This is a genomic window from Janthinobacterium foliorum, assembly GCF_978021625.1.
In genome coordinates this window covers 100,434-117,339 of record NZ_CDXDQE010000017.1, presented here as the reverse complement: position 1 = coordinate 117,339, position 16,906 = coordinate 100,434, and the positions used below count along the sequence as shown (strand labels likewise).

Annotated in this window: 15 protein-coding genes and 1 other RNA gene; 2 read left to right on the top strand and 14 right to left on the bottom strand. The window is 63.7% G+C overall.

Going from position 1 to position 16,906, the window contains the following annotated elements; genetic code table 11:
- Positions 1-65: 65 nt before the first annotated feature.
- The 6 genes from ACZ92H_RS26820 to ubiD all read right to left on the bottom strand — a co-directional run bounded on the left by ACZ92H_RS26820 (position 66) and on the right by ubiD (position 6,745).
- A complete protein-coding gene (locus ACZ92H_RS26820; RefSeq protein ID WP_465051675.1) occupies positions 66-1,283 on the bottom strand; it encodes a CaiB/BaiF CoA transferase family protein in 1,218 nt (405 codons plus the stop codon).
- 100 nt (positions 1,284-1,383) lie between these two features.
- The gene (recR, locus tag ACZ92H_RS26815) at positions 1,384-1,974 is read right to left on the bottom strand and encodes a recombination mediator RecR (protein WP_092800624.1); all 591 of its coding nucleotides are present in this window, start codon (positions 1,972-1,974) and stop codon (positions 1,384-1,386) included.
- Positions 1,975-2,021: 47 nt separating this feature from the next.
- Positions 2,022-2,348: a YbaB/EbfC family nucleoid-associated protein gene (locus ACZ92H_RS26810; protein WP_034759121.1), complete on the bottom strand. Its 327-nt coding sequence runs from the start codon at positions 2,346-2,348 to the stop codon at positions 2,022-2,024.
- 41 nt (positions 2,349-2,389) lie between these two features.
- Complete coding sequence (locus ACZ92H_RS26805) at positions 2,390-4,702, bottom strand: DNA polymerase III subunit gamma/tau (RefSeq protein ID WP_465051591.1); 2,313 nt, start codon at positions 4,700-4,702, stop codon at positions 2,390-2,392.
- 237 nt (positions 4,703-4,939) lie between these two features.
- Positions 4,940-5,038: signal recognition particle sRNA small type (gene ffs, locus ACZ92H_RS26800), an RNA gene on the bottom strand.
- Positions 5,039-5,260: 222 nt separating this feature from the next.
- Positions 5,261-6,745 carry a 4-hydroxy-3-polyprenylbenzoate decarboxylase gene (gene ubiD, locus ACZ92H_RS26795; RefSeq protein WP_465051593.1) on the bottom strand — a complete coding sequence of 495 codons (1,485 nt, stop codon included), beginning with the start codon at positions 6,743-6,745 and terminating at the stop codon, positions 5,261-5,263.
- Positions 6,746-7,222: 477 nt separating this feature from the next.
- Between ubiD and ACZ92H_RS26790 the strand changes: the two genes are divergently transcribed.
- Positions 7,223-8,149: a transglycosylase SLT domain-containing protein gene (locus tag ACZ92H_RS26790; RefSeq protein ID WP_465051595.1), complete on the top strand. Its 927-nt coding sequence runs from the start codon at positions 7,223-7,225 to the stop codon at positions 8,147-8,149.
- 210 nt (positions 8,150-8,359) lie between these two features.
- On the opposite strand, the gene nusB is transcribed toward ACZ92H_RS26790, so the two are convergent.
- The 3 genes from nusB to ribBA all read right to left on the bottom strand — a co-directional run bounded on the left by nusB (position 8,360) and on the right by ribBA (position 10,796).
- Positions 8,360-8,830: a transcription antitermination factor NusB gene (gene nusB / locus ACZ92H_RS26785; RefSeq protein WP_465051597.1), complete on the bottom strand. Its 471-nt coding sequence runs from the start codon at positions 8,828-8,830 to the stop codon at positions 8,360-8,362.
- A gap of 188 nt (positions 8,831-9,018) precedes the next feature.
- The gene (gene ribH / locus ACZ92H_RS26780; protein ID WP_034786791.1) at positions 9,019-9,501 is read right to left on the bottom strand and encodes a 6,7-dimethyl-8-ribityllumazine synthase; all 483 of its coding nucleotides are present in this window, start codon (positions 9,499-9,501) and stop codon (positions 9,019-9,021) included.
- 173 nt (positions 9,502-9,674) lie between these two features.
- On the bottom strand, positions 9,675-10,796 hold the full coding sequence (gene ribBA / locus ACZ92H_RS26775; RefSeq protein ID WP_131378894.1) for a bifunctional 3,4-dihydroxy-2-butanone-4-phosphate synthase/GTP cyclohydrolase II: 1,122 nt from the start codon (positions 10,794-10,796) through the stop codon (positions 9,675-9,677).
- Between the two features lie 463 nt (positions 10,797-11,259).
- Here ribBA and ACZ92H_RS26770 point away from each other — a divergent pair, with 463 nt between their 5' ends.
- Positions 11,260-11,685: an OsmC family protein gene (locus tag ACZ92H_RS26770; RefSeq protein ID WP_465051598.1), complete on the top strand. Its 426-nt coding sequence runs from the start codon at positions 11,260-11,262 to the stop codon at positions 11,683-11,685.
- Here the strand turns inward: ACZ92H_RS26770 and ACZ92H_RS26765 are convergent.
- The 5 genes from ACZ92H_RS26765 to ACZ92H_RS26745 form a co-directional block, all read right to left on the bottom strand.
- Complete coding sequence (locus ACZ92H_RS26765) at positions 11,682-13,469, bottom strand: hypothetical protein (RefSeq protein ID WP_465051600.1); 1,788 nt, start codon at positions 13,467-13,469, stop codon at positions 11,682-11,684. The genes ACZ92H_RS26770 and ACZ92H_RS26765 overlap by 4 nt on opposite strands.
- A gap of 149 nt (positions 13,470-13,618) precedes the next feature.
- Entirely contained in the window at positions 13,619-14,251 is a 633-nt protein-coding gene (locus ACZ92H_RS26760) for a riboflavin synthase (protein WP_131378897.1), read from the bottom strand.
- Positions 14,252-14,304: 53 nt separating this feature from the next.
- Entirely contained in the window at positions 14,305-15,393 is a 1,089-nt protein-coding gene (gene ribD, locus ACZ92H_RS26755; protein WP_465051677.1) for a bifunctional diaminohydroxyphosphoribosylaminopyrimidine deaminase/5-amino-6-(5-phosphoribosylamino)uracil reductase RibD, read from the bottom strand.
- Positions 15,394-15,470: 77 nt separating this feature from the next.
- A complete protein-coding gene (locus ACZ92H_RS26750) occupies positions 15,471-16,289 on the bottom strand; it encodes a GspH/FimT family pseudopilin (protein ID WP_465051602.1) in 819 nt (272 codons plus the stop codon).
- An 11-nt stretch (positions 16,290-16,300) separates the two neighbouring features.
- Positions 16,301-16,786: a type IV pilin protein gene (locus tag ACZ92H_RS26745; RefSeq protein WP_465052383.1), complete on the bottom strand. Its 486-nt coding sequence runs from the start codon at positions 16,784-16,786 to the stop codon at positions 16,301-16,303.
- Positions 16,787-16,906: the final 120 nt, after the last annotated feature.

Sequence of the window (16,906 nt, the reverse complement as noted above, 5' to 3'; positions counted from 1 at the left end):
AGCAAATTCCGGGGTCAGAACCGCCGGGTGGGACCCCGGCTTCAATGCTGTGGGTGAATGGCGAATTACACCACCCCGTCGGCCTTGAGCCGCGCAATGGCGGCCGCGTCATAGCCCAGCGACGCCAGCACTTCGTCGTTGTGCTGGCCCAGGGCCGGCCCCAGCCACTGCGTCTTGCCCGGCGTGGCGGACAGTTTCGGGCTGATGGCGGGCAGTTTGACGGGCGTGCCGTCGGCGAAATGGTGTTGTTCGAACATGTCACGGGCGAGGAATTGCGGGTCGCTCAACATGTCGCGCACGGAGTAAATTTTACCGGCCGGCACGTCTGCCGCCTTCAGCACGGCCAGCGCGCTATCGATGGTGTGCGTGGCGCACCAGGCACCGATGGCGTCGTCGATTTCCTGCGTGCGCGCCACCCGCCCATCGTTGCGCGCCAGCTGCGGGTCGCCCGCCATGTCGATGCGGCCCATGGCCAGCATCAATCGCTTGAAGATGGCGTCGCCGTTGCCGGCGATGACGATGTTCTCGCCATCGCCCGTCGTGTAGGTGTTCGATGGCACGATGCCGGGCAGGGAACCGCCCGTGCGCTCGCGCACCACGCCGGCCTGGTCGTATTCGGGCACCAGCGACTCCATCAGGTTGAACACGGATTCATACAGGGCCACGTCGACCATCTGCCCTTCGCCGGAGGCCGCGCCACCCGTCACGTCGCGGTGGCGCAGGGCCATCATGGCGCCGATCACGCCATGCAGGGCCGCCACGGAATCGCCGATGGACACGCCCACGCGCACGGGCGGGCGGTCGGCAAAGCCGGACACATAGCGCAAGCCGCCCATCGACTCGCCGATGGCGCCGAAACCGGGCAAGTCCTTCATCGGTCCCGTCTGGCCAAAGCCGGACAGGCGCACCATGATGAGGGAAGGCTTGATCTGCCTGAGCTGCTCGTAGCCGAGGTCCCATTTTTCCAGCACGCCGGGGCGGTAGTTCTCGATGATGATGTCCGCTTCCAGCGCCAGCTGGCGGGCAATTGCCCGCCCTTGCGGCGCCTTCAGGTTCAGCGTGAGGCTTTTCTTGTTGCGCGCCTGCACCGACCACCACAGCGAAGTCCCGTCCTTCAGCACGCGCCAGGTACGTATGGGGTCGCCGCCGTCGGGCGACTCGATCTTGATCACGTCGGCGCCGAATTCGGCCAGCATGCGGGCGCAGAACGGCCCCGCGATCAGGGTGCCCAGTTCCAGGACTTTGATGCCTTTTAAAGGTAAAGCAGGGGTTTCAGGCGGCATGCCGCCTGCCTGCGTACTGTCTTGCCCTGCAGGGCAAGACTCCTGCCCCAAGGGTTTTTCATCGGCGGCAGTGGTCGCGGAGGATGCTGTCATGTTGTGCTCAGGTTGCCCTGCGGTCGAGCATCGCGCGGGCGATCGTGCCCGCGTCGACGTATTCCAGTTCGCCGCCCACGGGCACGCCGCGGGCCAGCCGGCTCACGCGCAAGCCGCGCGCCTTCAGCATTTCGCTGATGTAGTGGGCCGTCGCTTCGCCTTCATTCGTGAAGTTGGTGGCCAGCACCACTTCACCGACCACGCCATCGTTGGCGCGATTCAGCAGTTTCTCGAGATGGATATCTTTCGGGCCGATGCCATCGAGCGGAGAGAGCCTTCCCATGAGGACGAAATACAGGCCCTTGTAGGTCAAGGTCTGCTCGATCATCAGCTGGTCGGCGGGCGTTTCCACCACGCACAGCAGGCGCTTGTCGCGCTCGTCGTCGAGACAGGTCTCGCACACTTCGTGTTCGGTAAAGGTGTTGCACAGGCCACAGTGATGCACGGCATCGACGGCCTGGAACAGGGCGCGCGACAGCATGGCCGCGCCTTCCCTATCGTGCTGCAACAAATGAAATGCCATCCGCTGCGCCGACTTGGGGCCGACGCCGGGCAGGCGCCGCAGCGCCTCGGTCAGGAATTCAAGCGACTTGGACATGGATCAACCCTGTCCCGCGCCATGGATCGGGCGCATGCGGTCGTGCATCAGAATGGCATTTTGAAGCCGGCTGGCAAGTTCATGCCGCCAGTCAAGCCTGCCATTTTTTCCGCGGACGTCGCTTCCGCCTTGCGCACGGCGTCGTTGAAGGCGGCGGCCACCAGGTCTTCCAGCATGTCCTTGTCGTCGGCCAGCAAGGATGGGTCGATGGAAACGCGCTTGACGTCGTTCTTGCAGGTCATGACGATTTTCACCAGGCCGGCGCCGGACTGGCCTTCCACTTCCACCAGCGCCAGTTGTTCCTGCGCCTTCTTCATGTTGTCTTGCATTGCTTGCGCCTGCTTCATCAGGCCAGCCAGTTGATTTTTCATCATAAGAATGCTCCGTTTAATTCAGTTTGTGAGTGTGGTAATCATCAATGCAGGGTCGGCGCGGCGGCGCCGGCCGGTGCAGGGGTAATCGTTCCCGGCACGACAAAAGCGTCGAATGCACGCTTCATGTCGAGCACGAAGGGATCGCTTGCGATGGTTGCTTCCGCTTGCAGCTGGCACGCCTCGCGGTGCGCCTGCGCTTCCGCGCTGGCCGTGTACCAGACGGCGCCCAGTTCCGTGTCAACGGCCACCTTGCGGCCGAAGCGCTCGCTCAGGGCGGCCGCCAGTTTTTCCACGTTGGCAGGGCTGCGCCACGTATCGATGGGCACGCGCAAACGGAACGTGGTGCTGTGGCCGTCATGCAGGCATTCGATCAATTCGGCCTGCACGGCCAGCTGCTGGGCCACGCCGCGCAGGGGCAGGACGGCGGCCACGGCCGGCCAGTTGCCGTCCCAGTCCAGGCCCGGCACGGGCGTGATCACGTACGGTGCACTGGGCGCGGCTTGCTTGGCGGCACGCTGCGGCATGACGACGGCGGGCTGTTCGCTGCCTTGCGCGGCGGGCATACCGGCTGGCGCGGCGATGGCGGCCGAGGCGCTGTCGTCGGAAAATTCAGTCACCCACGGCGGCAGGTCGTCATCGGCGGGCGCCTGCTGAGGCTGCGGCGCCTGGCGGGCTGGCTGCAGCGGCGCCGCTGGCGGCGCGTCCATCACGGCGACAGGTGGCGCATCGTCCCATGGCGCGGGGGCCTTGGCGGCGGCGGGTGGCGGCGGTGGCGCGGCCTGAGCGGGTGCGGCCGGTGCCACGGGTGCGGCGGCGGCAGGCTGCGCTGCCGGTGCAGGGGCGGCAGCCGGCTTCGGTGCGGACGATGGCGCCGATGGCGCGCTGCCCGGACGGCCTTTCGAGGCGGCACGTGCCGCTTCCAGCGCCGCATTGATGGCGGCGCGGGCGGAGCTGATGGGTGCGCCCGATGCTGCCGGGGCGGCCGCAGCAGCCGCAGGCGGCATGGCGGGCGGCGGCGCAACCGGTGCCGGCGCCGGCGCGCGTGGCGGCGGTGCCTCGCTGCGCGCCACGCTGGCGGCAGCGGCGGCCACCACGGCAGGCGGGGTCACGGCGGCATGGCTGGCCATGCTGTTCGTGGCGGCACGGGCGGCGGGCGCCGAGGCACCGGCGGCGGCGCGCGCGGCGGCCACGGCGGCGGGACGGTTGCCCGGGGCCGACGCCGGCGCCGCGGCCGGCACGCCATCGGCACCGCCTATGCCGGGCCGAAAGGCCAGCATGCGCAGCAAGGTCATGGTAAAGCCCGCGTATTCGTCGGGCGCCAGGCCCAGTTCATTGCGGCCATGCACGGCGATCTGGTAAAACAGCTGCACTTCTTCCGCATCGAAAGCGCCAGCCAGGCGCACGATGTCCGCGTATTCGGGCAGATCCTGCGGCAAGGCGGCCGGCACGGTTTGCGCCAGCGCAATGCGGTGCAGCAAGGTGCCCAGGTCTTGCAGGGCGCCGTTGTAGGACAGGCTGCGCGAAGCCATCTCGTCGGCCACGGCCAGCAGATCGGCGCCATCCTGCTGCGCCAGCGCGTCGAGCAGGCGCACCAGATACGACTGGTCGAGCGCGCCCAGCATGCCTTGCACGGCATCCAGCGTCACTTCGCCGGCCGCATACGCGATGGCCTGGTCCGTCAGCGACAGCGCGTCGCGCATGGAGCCGTGGGCGCCCTGGGCCAGCAGGCGCAAGGCCGGCTGCTCGAAGGCGATGCCCTCCTGCCCGAGGATATTGTCCAGGTGGCTGATGATGTGGCCGGGCGGCATCTGCTTGAGGTTGAACTGCAGGCAGCGCGACAGCACGGTGACGGGTATCTTTTGCGGGTCCGTCGTCGCCAGGATGAATTTGACGTGCTCGGGCGGCTCTTCCAGCGTCTTCAGCATGGAATTGAAGGCGTGGTTCGTCAGCATGTGCACCTCATCGATCATGTAGACCTTGAAGCGCGCATTGCTCGGCGCATACACGGCTTGCTCGAGCAGCTGCGCCATTTCATCGACGCCGCGGTTCGACGCCGCATCCATCTCTATATAGTCGACGAAGCGTCCCGCGTCGATCGCCGTGCACGCTTCGCACTGGCCGCACGGCTGGGCCGTGATGCCGCCCGTGCCGTCGGGGCCGATGCAATTGAGCGACTTGGCCAGGATGCGCGAAAGGGTCGTCTTGCCGACGCCGCGCGTGCCCGTGAACAGGTAGGCGTGATGCAATCGGCCGCTGTGCAAGGCATGCGTGAGCGCGCGCACGACGTGCTCCTGGCCGACGAGCGTCTCGAAATTCTTGGGGCGGTATTTACGGGCGAGGACTTGATAGGACATGCTGAGATTTTACCATGCGATTTTGCGGGTGATCCTGCGCCGCGGGCGCAAGCCTCATGGCCGGGCCAGACTACACTGGCAAACGCGGCAAAGCAGCAATTGTATAACATGGCCAGCTGGAAATATGGAAAACACGGCAAGTCCGGCAAGGCTGCGGGGCGGCGCGAAAAGGCGACCATAAAACAAAAAAGCTGCCCATGGCAGCTTGATTGATGATCCTGATAAAACATTCCCGAAGGAGGCGAGCCTGATCTGCGGCACTCATGGTTAATAGCCGTGGCTGCTTCGTTCCCGACCTGACCAGGTTAGCCATGCCACGATGCGCAGGGGCCCGCCGGGGACCATTATACCCGGTCTGCGCAAGATTGGGGAAGTCGCTGCGTGAACATGCAAACCCCAAGGCAAAATCCGGGCTCTCCGCTTGCGTTGCGCCGACAGCAGGCGTAGGTCGGCTCAGGCCGCAGGCCGTCAGCCGACACAGCTGAGTATGCGGGCCATGGGCTTGCAAGCGCCGCAACGTCGGCTTACGCGCCAGCGCCAATCCGCCCTGCGCAGTACCTACAGCCCCAGTTCCTGCCAGATGCCATCCACTTTCGCCTTCACTTCCGGCGTCATGGCAATTACCGTGCCCCACTCGCGCGTCGTCTCGCCCGGCCATTTATTGGTCGCGTCGATGCCCATCTTGCTGCCCAGGCCGCTGATCGGCGAGGCGAAGTCCAGGTAGTCGATCGGCGTGTTGTCGACCAGGGTGGTGTCGCGGATGGGGTCGACGCGCGTGGTGATGGCCCAGATGACCTCTTTCCAGTCGCGGATGTTCACGTCTTCGTCGACCACCACGATGAACTTGGTATACATGAACTGGCGCAAAAAGCTCCACACGCCGAACATCACGCGCTTGGCGTGGCCCGCGTACTGCTTCTTGATCTGCACCACGGCCATGCGGTAGCTGCAGCCTTCGGGCGGCAGGTAGAAATCCGTGATTTCGCTGAACTGTTTTTGCAGCAGCGGCACGAACACTTCGTTCAGGGCCAGGCCCAGCACGGCCGGCTCGTCCGGCGGTTTGCCCGTGTACGTGGAGTGGTAGATCGGGTCGCGGCGCATGGTGATGCGGTCGATGGTAAACACGGGGAAACTGTCCTGCTCATTATAGTAGCCCGTGTGGTCGCCATACGGCCCTTCCAGCGCGTGCTCATAGCCGCTCGGGTGGTTTTCGTCAGGATAGATATGGCCTTCGAGCACGATTTCGGCGGACGCGGGCACGCGCAGCTCGCTGCCGATGGCTTTCACCAGCTCCGTGCGGCTGCCGCGCAGCAAGCCGGCGAACTGGTATTCGGACAGGCTGTCCGGCACCGGCGTCACGGCACCTAATATAGTAGCGGGATCGGCGCCCAGCGCGACGGCGATCGGATACGGCTTGCCCTTGCTCTGGATGGCGTGCTCGCGGAAGTCCAGCGCGCCGCCACGGTGGGCCAGCCAGCGCATGATGACCTTATTGCGCCCCAGCACTTGCTGGCGATAAATCCCCAGGTTTTGCCGCTTCTTGTTGGGGCCCTTGGTAATCACCAGGCCCCAGGTAATCAGGGGGGCGACGTCGCCGGGCCAGCAATGCTGGATGGGCAGGCGCGCCAGGTCGACATCATTGCCTTCCCAGACGATTTCCTGGCACTTGGCGCCGCGCAGCTCCTTCGGCGACATGTCCCACACGGATTTCACCAGGGAGCCCAGGCCCAGCAAATCCTTGAAATCCTTCGGCGGCTCCGGCTCCTTCAGGCGCGCCAGCACATGGCCGATCTTGCGCAGCTCGCTGACATCCTCGGCGCCCATGCCCAGCGCCACCCTGCGCGTGGTGCCGAACAGATTGCCCAGCACCGGCATCGTGTGTCCCGTCGGATGATTGAACAGCAGGGCCGGCCCGCCCGCGCGCAAGGTGCGGTCGCAAACCTCCGTCATCTCCAAATATGGTGAAACAGGCGTCGAAATGGGCTTAAGTTCACCCATTTGTTGCAGTTGAGAAATAAAATCTCGCAAATCTGAATATTTCATGTGTTTTTAATTTTTTTTGACGTCGGACGCCGTTGCTGAAGGATCTATGCCAAGTAATTGATTTTATTGGCTTTTGGCACAATGCAAGTCAAAAAGTAAGACATAAAAGTAATAAAGAATCGATTCGTTAGTATTGACTTGATATAAAACGGCTTCTACAATTCGCCCAACTTGAAAGAGGACGCCGGCCCAAGGCTTGATTTTAGCGTCTCTCTCTCATTCACGGAGTCGGGGCTCCACATGACATTTTAAGGAGTGTTTTCAAAAGGCGTCTGCCTTACCCCCGGTAAAAGTTGTATTGCGACTGATCCAATACCAATGTGGACCGATCAGCTCAAGCAAGCAATGACGGCGTTTCTCGCACGCATCCATACGCGGCGGAAACGATGATATTTCTGATGCACGGCATTGGCAGTACCCACAACACCGCGAGACCGCGGAGGGACTGCCTGTTGACGCGACATTTCGGGGAACTCTATGACTCATCGTAGCACCGAAGCAGCTTTGCCTGCTTCAACCGTGGCTGGCCAGCCAGCGTTGGCGCGTTTGCGCGCCCGCGCACAAGCCATCTCGGCACGTGGCGTTTTGACCACGGCGCAACACACTCTGACCGTTTTTGGCATTTCCGCACTGGCACTGATCGCCCTGCTGATGTTCCGCCCTGAACTGGGCAAGCAACTGACGCACAGCCTGTTCCCGCTGCCAATGGCAGAGGCACAAGCCGTCGAGGCACCGGCCCTGTCGGCACTGATGGAAGCGCCCGCTTCCGTGCAAACGGCCGTGATCAACGAAGCACCGCTGACCAAGGAAGAAAAAGCCCTGCTGGGCACGAAAAAGCAGCAGCAATGGGTGACCGACTGGCTCTCCAAGCGCTACCGCGTGGCCAACGACGCGACCAATATGCTCGTCTCGACGGCTTACCTGACGGCGCGTGAAATCAAGCTGGACCCGCTGCTGATCCTGGCCGTGATGGCCATCGAATCGGGTCTGAACCCGTTCGCGGAAAGCCCGGTCGGCGCGCAAGGCCTGATGCAGGTCATGTCGAAGATCCATCACGAGCGCTTCCAGGAAATGGGCGGCGTGCAAGCTGCCCTGAATCCGGTGGCCAACATCCGTGTCGGCTCGCTGATCCTGAAAGATTACGTCACGCGTGGCGGTTCCGTCGAAGCGGGCCTGAAAACCTATGTGGGCGCTGCCAACTTCGCCACCGACTCGGGCTACGGCTCGCGCGTGCTGGCCGAGTACCGCCGCCTGAAGCAAGTGTCCGCCGGCCAGCGCGTGCCCACCACGACGCCGGTGATGGCGTCGAACACGCCAGCGCCTTCCCAGGCGCCTGCCCTGCCGAAGGAAAGCGGCAGCATCACCATCAAAGTATTGCCGCACAACGAGATCGCCGGCCTGTGACCCTTTAAAAGCCCTCACAGGGGCATCCGGAAAAAAGCCACCGGCGTTTGCGTGCGGTGGCTTTTTTTTGCTTAGCATTATCATCCTGCCGTCCTTGGCGAGAAGCGGCACCGAGGCGTGACTGCACAACACGCGCAACAAAAAAGGGCAGACTTTGCAGTCTGCCCTTTTTGCATTCCTGCGGCGCCTGCCGCAGGATGTAAGCCTCATTTACTTGCGCTTGCTGGCGTTGACTTCTTCCTCGCGGAATTTCACTGCCAGCTTGTCCAGCACGCCGTTCACATATTTGTGGCCATCGATGCCGCCAAACGACTTGGCCAGCTCGACCGCCTCATTGATGACGACGCGGTACGGAATTTCCATGTTGTTCTTCAGCTCGAATGCGCCGATCAGCAGGATGCCATGTTCGATCGGCGACAGTTCCGCGATATTACGGTCGATCAATGGTGCCATGCTTTCGCGCAGCGCCAGCGAATCCTTGATGGCGCCGTACAGCAGCACCGTGAAATGATCGCCGTCGGCCTTGTCGAAACCGTGCGCGGCGCGAATATTGTTCACCACGGTGGTCGCATCTTCATTGTTCAGCAGCCACTGGTACAAGCCCTGCAGCGCAAACTCGCGCGCGCGGTGACGCGGCGTGCGGTTCTTGCTGGGATTGGCGAGCAAATTTTTCTCAGTCATGATTGTTACCTGTTCTTAAGTACGTGTTCACTACAAATTCCGACGAGACACTGCGGCGCGCTTTTAGGCAGCGCAGCCACAGTTCAAGCGTGCGTGAGAAGGATGTCGGGGCGAGGTGCGAGGCCGAAGACAGTACGACAGTACCGCAAGGCCTTGCAACGCAGCCATGGCATTCTTGTCATACGCGCTTAGTCTTCGTCGGTGTCCTGCAACTCTTCCAGCGCTTGCGCCAGATTAGCCATTTCCACTGCCACGCGTGCCGCTTCCGCTCCCTTGACCAGCATGCGCACTTCCGCCTGCTCGTCGTTTTCCGTCGTCAACACGGCGTTGGCGATGGGGATGCCGTAATCGAGACCGACGCGCGTGATGCCCGCGCCCGATTCGTTCGATACCAGCTCGAAGTGGTAGGTTTCACCGCGAATCACGGCGCCCAGTGCGATCAGGGCGTCGAATTGTTCGGTTTCCGCCATTTTTTGCAGAATCAGTGGGATTTCCAGGGCGCCCGGCACGGTCACGTGCAGGATATCTTCATCGGCCACGCCCAGCTTGCTCAACTCTTCCAGGCATGCCGACAGCAAGCCACCACCGACGATTTCATTGAATCGTGCCTGGACGATACCGACGCGCAAACCTTCGCCGGCAAAATTGGTTTCATACGTTCCTACGCTCATCATATGCCTCTTTAATCTGGTGGTTCAGGGCGACACTCACATGCCGCCTTCGTTTACTCTCACATCGACGCCTGACAAAATCGTCGCGAGCGGCAGTGATTTGTGGCCGAGAAGCGCAACTGTACGAAGGCACAGTGAGCATCGCAGGCCGCAAATAACGGCGCGCAGGCTATTTAGTCACGCGTCTGGCCTGGATGGCACTGAAAACCAGTCACTTCCAGGTCGAAACCGACCATCGACGGCATCTTGCGGGGGCTGGCCAGCAATTGCATCTTGCTCACGCCCAGGTCGCGCAGGATTTGCGCGCCGATGCCGTAGCTGCGCAGGTCCATGCTGGCAGCGCGGCCTTTCGGCTTGGCTTGCGGCGTGTCCAGCGCGGCGAACTGGGCAAACAGCTCGCTCGACGTTTCGCCGCAGTTCAGCAAGACCATCACGCCCCGCTCGGCCTGCTTGATGGCGGCCATCGAGGCGGCCACCGTCCACGAGTGGGTGGTCGCCTCGCTTTCCAGCACGTCCAGCAGGGAAACGGGCTGGTGCACGCGCACCAGGGCTTCCAGGCCAGGGGCCAGGTCGCCATGCACGAGAGCCAGGTGGGCCGACGCGCTGGGCTTGTCGCGGAAGGCGATCAAACGGAATTCACCGTGCGCCGTGTGCAGGGTGCGCTCGGCAACGCGCTCGACCAGGGACTCCGTCTGGCTGCGGTAATGGATCAGGTCGGCAATAGTGCCGATTTTCAATCCATGCTGCTCAGCAAATACCAGCAAGTCCGGCAGGCGCGCCATGGTGCCGTCATCCTTCATGATTTCGCAAATCACGGAGGCGGGCGTCAAGCCGGCCATGGCCGTCAGGTCGCAGCCGGCTTCCGTATGGCCTGCGCGCATCAGCACGCCGCCCTTTTGCGCTTTCAGGGGGAAGATATGGCCAGGCTGGACGATATCGCTGGGCTGCGTGCCCTTGGCCACGGCGACCTGGATGGTCTTGGCGCGGTCGGCGGCGGAAATACCCGTGGTCACGCCTTCGGCCGCTTCGATGGACACGGTGAAGTTGGTGCCATACGCAGTGCCGTTGCGCGACGTCATCATCGACAGGTTCAGCTCGTCGCAACGCTCTTCCGTCAGGGTCAGGCACACCAGGCCACGCGCATGCGTGATCATGAAATTGATGGCTTCAGGCGTGACAAAATCGGCGGCAAGCACCAGGTCGCCTTCATTTTCCCGGTCTTCTTCATCGACCAGTATCACCATGCGGCCGGCGCGCAATTCAGCGACGATCTCTTCGGTGCTGGATATTGACATTATTCATCCTCTGAAGACGCCTGGCAAAACCTGCTGCGCGTCGGTACAGGCGGCTCGCGATGCGCACCGTACCTTCGTACGGCAGCGCTTCTCAGCCACCCCTCCCTTCCGCTCGCGACGATTTTGCCGGGCGTTGTTAATGAAACTAAAAACTGAAACTGAAACTTCGAGCGTGAATATTCCGCGAATTTCCGGGAATTTTCTTATAACCTGCTATTTTAAAGGATTTAGCGCTTGCAGACCTGAAATAAGACAGCTTTGCGGCACGGATGCCGCGGCCGGCCCGGCAAAGCGCCCATTCCCTGATCCAGCGCACACGGCGCAGGCAAGACGCGCGCCGCCAGCCTGGCGAAAAGCATAAGATGAGCGGGTCAGTGCGCTGACTTGTCCCTTGCGCCCCGCGGCTCCCGCCACGGCTGGCGCTTTCTTATGTTTCGCATTATCCCCACACAGGAGCGGCAGCATGAAAACCAACGGATCGGCCATCTGGTCAGGCGGCATCAAGGATGGCAAGGGCGCCATCAGCACCCGCAGCGGCGCCTTGCAGGAATATCCCTACGGCTTTGCCAGCCGCTTCGAAGGCAAGCCCGGCACCAATCCCGAAGAGCTGATCGGCGCCGCGCACGCGGGCTGCTTTACCATGGCCCTGTCGCTGATCCTCGGCGAAGCGGGCCTGACGGCGCAAAAGATGGAAACGAAGGCTGAAGTGACCCTGGACAAGGTCGATGACGGCTTTGCCATCACGGCCGTCCATCTGACCCTGAAAGCCAAGATTCCCGGCGCCGACCAGGCCAAATTCGAGGAATTGACGGGCAAGGCCAAGGCCGGCTGCCCCGTATCGAAATTACTAAAAGCCAATATTACCCTGGATGCCACCTTGCTGCCCTAAACTCCGCCACCCTGAATCTTGTTCACGGGTTTGACGGGTTCCACGGGGGCGACCGGCGTCACCAGCGGCTTTTGCAGGTCGCTGGCCGATAGTTGCCGGTTTATCAGGCCGGGATTCAGAGCCGCATTGTTCAGGTTATAGGCGGCGATGGCTGCCGCCACGGACGGGTCTTGCGACGACGGCGGCGGCACGGCCATGCCCGCGTTTTGCGCGGCCAGCTCTTGCGCCAGCGCATTTTGCTGCGCCAGCTGAGCTTGCGCCGTCGCCGCCAGGCCCTGATCGGCCTGCAATTGCTCCGTGCGCGCCAGCGCCTGCGCCCGTTCGGACGCCGCCTGCGCGGCCAGTTGCGCATCGCTGGCGGCCAACTGCGCCCGCGCCGCCTCGTCCGCCGCCACTTGCGCCTGCTCCTGCAGTTGCGACTGCTGCAACTGCGCTTGCCGCAACTCGTCCTGGCGCAGCTCCTCCACGCGCACCGCATCCTGCTGCCCGGCCTGGCGATCGCCTTCGATACGCTGCGCGTCAACGCGCTGGGCATCGATGCGCGCGCTGTCATCGCGCTGCGCCTGCAGCCGGTCCTGGCCGCTATCGGCTTGCAGCGCTGGCTGGCGCTGCAGGCTGGCGTTGGTTTGCTGGGTTTGCTGGGCCTGTTGAGCTTGCTGGGCCTGCTGGGCTTGTTGCGCTTGTTGCGCCTGCTGGGTCTGCTGGGTCTGCTGGGTCTGCTGGGTCTGCTGAGTCTGCTGGGCTTGCTGGGCTTGCTGGGCTTGCTGGGCTTGCTGGGCTTGCTGGGCTTGCTGAGCCTGTTGGGTTTGTTCGGTTTGCTGGCTTTGTTGAGCTCGTTGATCTTGCTGAGCCTGCTGAACTTGCTGGGCTGGCACAGCGCCGGCCTGCGCCAGCTGATCGCGGACGGCCGTGGCCGATGGCAGTCCGGCCGCGTCCTGCGCCGCCTGCCGCACGTCCTGCAAGTCCTGGCTCAGCTCTTCCGTTTCCATCTGTTGCCGCACTTCCAGCTGCCGCTGCTCCAGGGCATCCAGCGGCGCCTGGGCCGGCTCGTTCACGGAGCTGGCGCTTGGCAACGCCGCCTGTGCCACCGCTTGCCCCCCGGCAACGGCGCTGGCCGTCGCAGCTTCTCCATTCAGGTCGGCTGCCACGACAGACGCGACCGGGGCACCCTGCCGCTGGGCCAGCACGGCGCCTACCTGCGCCAGCACGTCCGTTCCTTGCTGCAAAGCATCCAAAGTACCGTTGCGGTCGGCCGCGTATGCCGCCTGCAGTGTGGCCGCATTTACATCTTCATTGCGCAAGTCGATGCCGATGCGCGCCAGCCCCGCTTGCGTGAGCAGATTGCCGTCTTGCGCCAGCGCCGCCGCAGCGCCCGTCGTGCCGTCGCCCGACAGCAAATCGTAGCGCTGCGCCAGGCTGCCCGGCGTCTCGCCAGCCGTCGCCAGCTGGCTCGCATCGATGCCGCTGGTCTGCAGCTGGGCAAACGATTCCGTCAATTGCCGCGCCAGCGCCAGCAAGTCATCGTTGACATTCACGGGCGTATTGGCCGCGCCGGCCTGTTCCGTGGCGCCCTGCAAGGCCAGCAATTGCCGGCGCGACAAGGCCACGCCAGAGAGAAACTGTCCCAGGGGAGAGATATCGACCTGCGTGGAAGAGAGGATGGGATTGACGGCCGCCGTGCCGGAAGCGGGCACGGCCGTGGCTGGCGCCAGCGGCGCCGTTTCGCCCACACGTGGGCTTGCCGGTATGATATTAGGCAGGGTGGCGCGCGAAATCGGGTCCATGGCTTTCCTTCACTGCGGAAAGCTTCATAGTATGCGCGTCTGCCGGAAAAGCAACACACGCTTGGCGCCAGGCGGCACCGCCGGGCGAGCACCAGCCAAGCCGGGCCCGGGCTTGCCGCCCCTGCACCTTGCATGCAGGGGCAGGCTGCTTACGCTTGTTTATCCAGCGACAGCATGCGCTCGACATAGCGGGCGATCAGGTCGATCTCCAGGTTGACCTTGCCATCAACCGTCAAATGTTTCAAGGTCGTCATGGCGATCGTGTGCGGAATCAGGTTGATCGAGAAACGGCAGCCATGCATGGCGCCGGCGCCCAGGTCTTCCACGCGGTTCACGGTCAGGGACACGCCATTGACGACGACAGACCCTTTGAATGCCAGGTATTTCGCCAGCTCGCGCGGCGCTTCGATGACCAGTTCCCACGACTCGCCCACGGCTTCGAACTTGCGCACGGTGCCCAGGCCATCGACGTGGCCGGACACCAGGTGGCCGCCCAGGCGCTCTGCCAGGGTCAGGGCTTTTTCCAGGTTCACTTCCGTAGGGGTATCGAGGCCCACGGTGCAGTTGAGGCTTTCACGCGAGACATCGACGGCAAAGCCCGTGTCCGACTTTTCCACCACCGTCATGCAGGCGCCATTGATGGCGATCGAATCGCCCAGGGCCACGTCGGCCAGCGGCAAACCTCCCGCGTGGATCGTCAGGCGCACGCCTGCATCGAGGCCGCCTTCGAGCGGTTGCACGGTTTCAATCTTGCCAATGGCGGCAACAATTCCTGTAAACATGGAGCTATACCTATAAAAAATGCATGAAGTTATGCGTTGGGATATACGTTGGGCTATACGTTGGGCGACTCGCTGCGCCGGACGAACCTTGCAAGGATACGCAAATCTTCGCCCACCTGCTGAACCTGGTGAAATTGCAGCGTGCGTTGCTGTTTCAGGTCCGTCAATGCAGGCAAGGCAAACATGCCTTGCGCGTCGCCCAGCAAAGTGGGCGCCAGGTAGACCAGCAATTCATCGACGCAGCCTTCGCGGATCAGCGAGCCGTTCAGCTTGGAACCGGCCTCGACATGGACTTCATTGATTTGCCGGCGCCCCAGCTCCAGCATCAGCGCGGCCAGGTCGACCTTGCCGGCCGCGTTCGGCAGCACGATGATTTCGGCGCCCAGCGCCCGCAGCTGCGCTTCCTTCTCCGGATTGGCGACGGCGGCGACGATCCACGTGCCGCCGCCTTGCAAGATGCGCGCGTCGAGGCTGATGTCGAGGCGGCTGTCGATGACGATGCGGCGCGGCTGGCGCGGCGTGTCGACGGCGCGCACGTTCAATTGCGGGTCATCGGCCGTGACGGTGCCGATGCCCGTCAGGATGGCGCAGGCACGGGCGCGCCAGGCGTGGCCGTCGGCGCGCGCTTGCGGCCCCGTGATCCACTGGCTCTGGCCATTGTGCAAGGCCGTCATGCCATCCAGGCTGGCCGCCGTTTTCATGCGCACCCACGGCTTGCCGCGCTGCATGCGCGAAAAAAAGCCGATATTCATTTCATGGGCTTCGTCCGCCAGCACGCCCGTGGTGACGGCGATGCCGGCCGCTTCCAGCTTGGCCAGCCCCTGCCCCGCCACCAGCGGATTCGGGTCCATCATTGCGGCCACGACACGCCCCAGCCCGGCGCGCACGAGCGCATCCGAGCACGGCGGCGTGCGGCCATGGTGGTTGCACGGCTCCAGGGTGACATAGGCCGTGGCGCCGCGCACGTCGTTGCCGCGCGCAGCCGCATTCGCCAGCGCTTGCACCTCGGCATGATCCTGCCCCGCCGCCTGCGTCACGCCGGCGCCGATCACCTGGCCGTCCTTGACGATCACGCAGCCGATGCGGGGATTCGGCGAAGTCGTGTATAAACCGCGCGCCGCCCATTCCAGCGCCAGGCGCATGCCATCGATATCGTTAAGTATTTCCACGGGCGTCTTTGCTTGAAGGTGAGTGATGGGTAAAGAATGGCTCAATCTTGTCAGGAACTGTCGGCCACGCCGCTGCAATTGGCCGCCTGCTGCTGCGGATCGCATACGCGCACCCTGCCCAGCATGTTGATTTTAATATGCCGCAGCTGTTTTCCCAATACCAGGGACAAGGTGCCCCAGCGGGCCGCCAGGCTGTTGGTGGCGCTGCAACTGCGTCCCGCGCCATTGTAGGCGATATACAAGGGAGCCGTGGCGGACGAGAAAGCGAACTGGACAGTGATGCCCGCCGCCAGCGGTCCCTGGCGGAACAGCAATTCGTCGCCATCATCGAAGGCCAGGCTGGCATTGCGGTCGACGAAAACCAGCCAGCCAGCGCGCCAGTCCATGCCGCCCGGTCCGGCCGGCATCAGCAGCACGCGCTGGCCCCGGGCCATCGCCTGCGCCCGCGTCAGCTCGATGGCAGAAAACAAGTCCGTCGCCGCCGCGCGCACTTGCTGGCGGGCCAGCATTTGCTGCAGGCTGGGCAAGGCAGCAGCCATCAGCAGCGCCGCGATGGACAAGACGGCCAGCAGTTCCAGCAGGGTATGGCCCGTGCGGCTCGGCCGCCGGCACGCCCGCACCTTGCCGCCGTTGCCGCACGCGTGCCGGCGCCCTGCACCTTTCCGAGCCAGGCTAATCATGTCCAATGCCATGGCCAGCATTTCCAGCAAGGCATGGCCTGCCCGGCATGGCCGTCCGCATGCCTGCGCCTTGCCGCCGTTGACGCACGCGGGCAGGCGCCGGGCGCTTTTCCAGGCCAGGCGAATCATGGCCATGGCCATGGCGTTGGCGCTGGCGTTGGCATAGGCGCTGTCGGTCATGAAGGCCATGGCAGCGTGCATCAATGAGGCCAGCAATGGCTGCCAGGACCGCTGCTGCCGCGCTGGCCTGTGCTGCTCAAGGACAAGACGCCGCATTCGACGTCGTGAAACCGCGCATCTACCTTGGCAGTGCCAGGCAAGGCGCGCAGCAGCACGCATTGCGCCAGCGTCGATTCCGCACAGGCCAGCGCCTCGATTTCATACGCGCTACTGGCCGCGCTGGAGACTGGTCCTTCGCCTGACCACCACGGAAATTGCTGCGACTGGGACGCCGGCGATGCCGAGGAATACGCCAGGTAACGGTTGTTCTGCGTGTAATAGCGCTCCTGCTGCTGCATCAGGCGCAGCAGGGCCGCTTGTCCCTGCACCCGCTTGGCCCGCACGACATGGCCGTGATAAGCGGGCATGGCCAGCGCCAGCAGCAGGCTGACAATCACCAGCGCGGCCAGCAGTTCGATCAGGCTGAAGCCCGGCGTGCCAGCGCATCCTGGCGCACGGCGCCGCAACGACGTCAGCCAGGGTGGCGCGCGCCGAGCCACGCGCCCCCTTGCACCCGGTATGGGTTCACCATGCCCCTTCCACCGTGCAGCTATCCCCATGCCTCCTCCCGCCTCGCCAGCGCGCGC

Bases quoted from the DNA above. Each gene is read 5' to 3' on its own strand.
- ACZ92H_RS26820 (WP_465051675.1), bottom strand. From the start codon at position 1,283: ATGCCGCCTGAAACCCCTGCTTTACCTTTAAAAGGCATCAAAGTCCTG.
- recR (WP_092800624.1), bottom strand. From the start codon at position 1,974: ATGTCCAAGTCGCTTGAATTCCTGACCGAGGCGCTGCGGCGCCTGCCC.
- ACZ92H_RS26810 (WP_034759121.1), bottom strand. From the start codon at position 2,348: ATGATGAAAAATCAACTGGCTGGCCTGATGAAGCAGGCGCAAGCAATG.
- ACZ92H_RS26805 (WP_465051591.1), bottom strand. From the start codon at position 4,702: ATGTCCTATCAAGTCCTCGCCCGTAAATACCGCCCCAAGAATTTCGAG.
- ubiD (WP_465051593.1), bottom strand. From the start codon at position 6,745: ATGAAATATTCAGATTTGCGAGATTTTATTTCTCAACTGCAACAAATG.
- ACZ92H_RS26790 (WP_465051595.1), top strand. From the start codon at position 7,223: ATGACTCATCGTAGCACCGAAGCAGCTTTGCCTGCTTCAACCGTGGCT.
- nusB (WP_465051597.1), bottom strand. From the start codon at position 8,830: ATGACTGAGAAAAATTTGCTCGCCAATCCCAGCAAGAACCGCACGCCG.
- ribH (WP_034786791.1), bottom strand. From the start codon at position 9,501: ATGAGCGTAGGAACGTATGAAACCAATTTTGCCGGCGAAGGTTTGCGC.
- ribBA (WP_131378894.1), bottom strand. From the start codon at position 10,796: ATGTCAATATCCAGCACCGAAGAGATCGTCGCTGAATTGCGCGCCGGC.
- ACZ92H_RS26770 (WP_465051598.1), top strand. From the start codon at position 11,260: ATGAAAACCAACGGATCGGCCATCTGGTCAGGCGGCATCAAGGATGGC.
- ACZ92H_RS26765 (WP_465051600.1), bottom strand. From the start codon at position 13,469: ATGGACCCGATTTCGCGCGCCACCCTGCCTAATATCATACCGGCAAGC.
- ACZ92H_RS26760 (WP_131378897.1), bottom strand. From the start codon at position 14,251: ATGTTTACAGGAATTGTTGCCGCCATTGGCAAGATTGAAACCGTGCAA.
- ribD (WP_465051677.1), bottom strand. From the start codon at position 15,393: ATGCGCCTGGCGCTGGAATGGGCGGCGCGCGGTTTATACACGACTTCG.
- ACZ92H_RS26750 (WP_465051602.1), bottom strand. From the start codon at position 16,289: ATGGCCTTCATGACCGACAGCGCCTATGCCAACGCCAGCGCCAACGCC.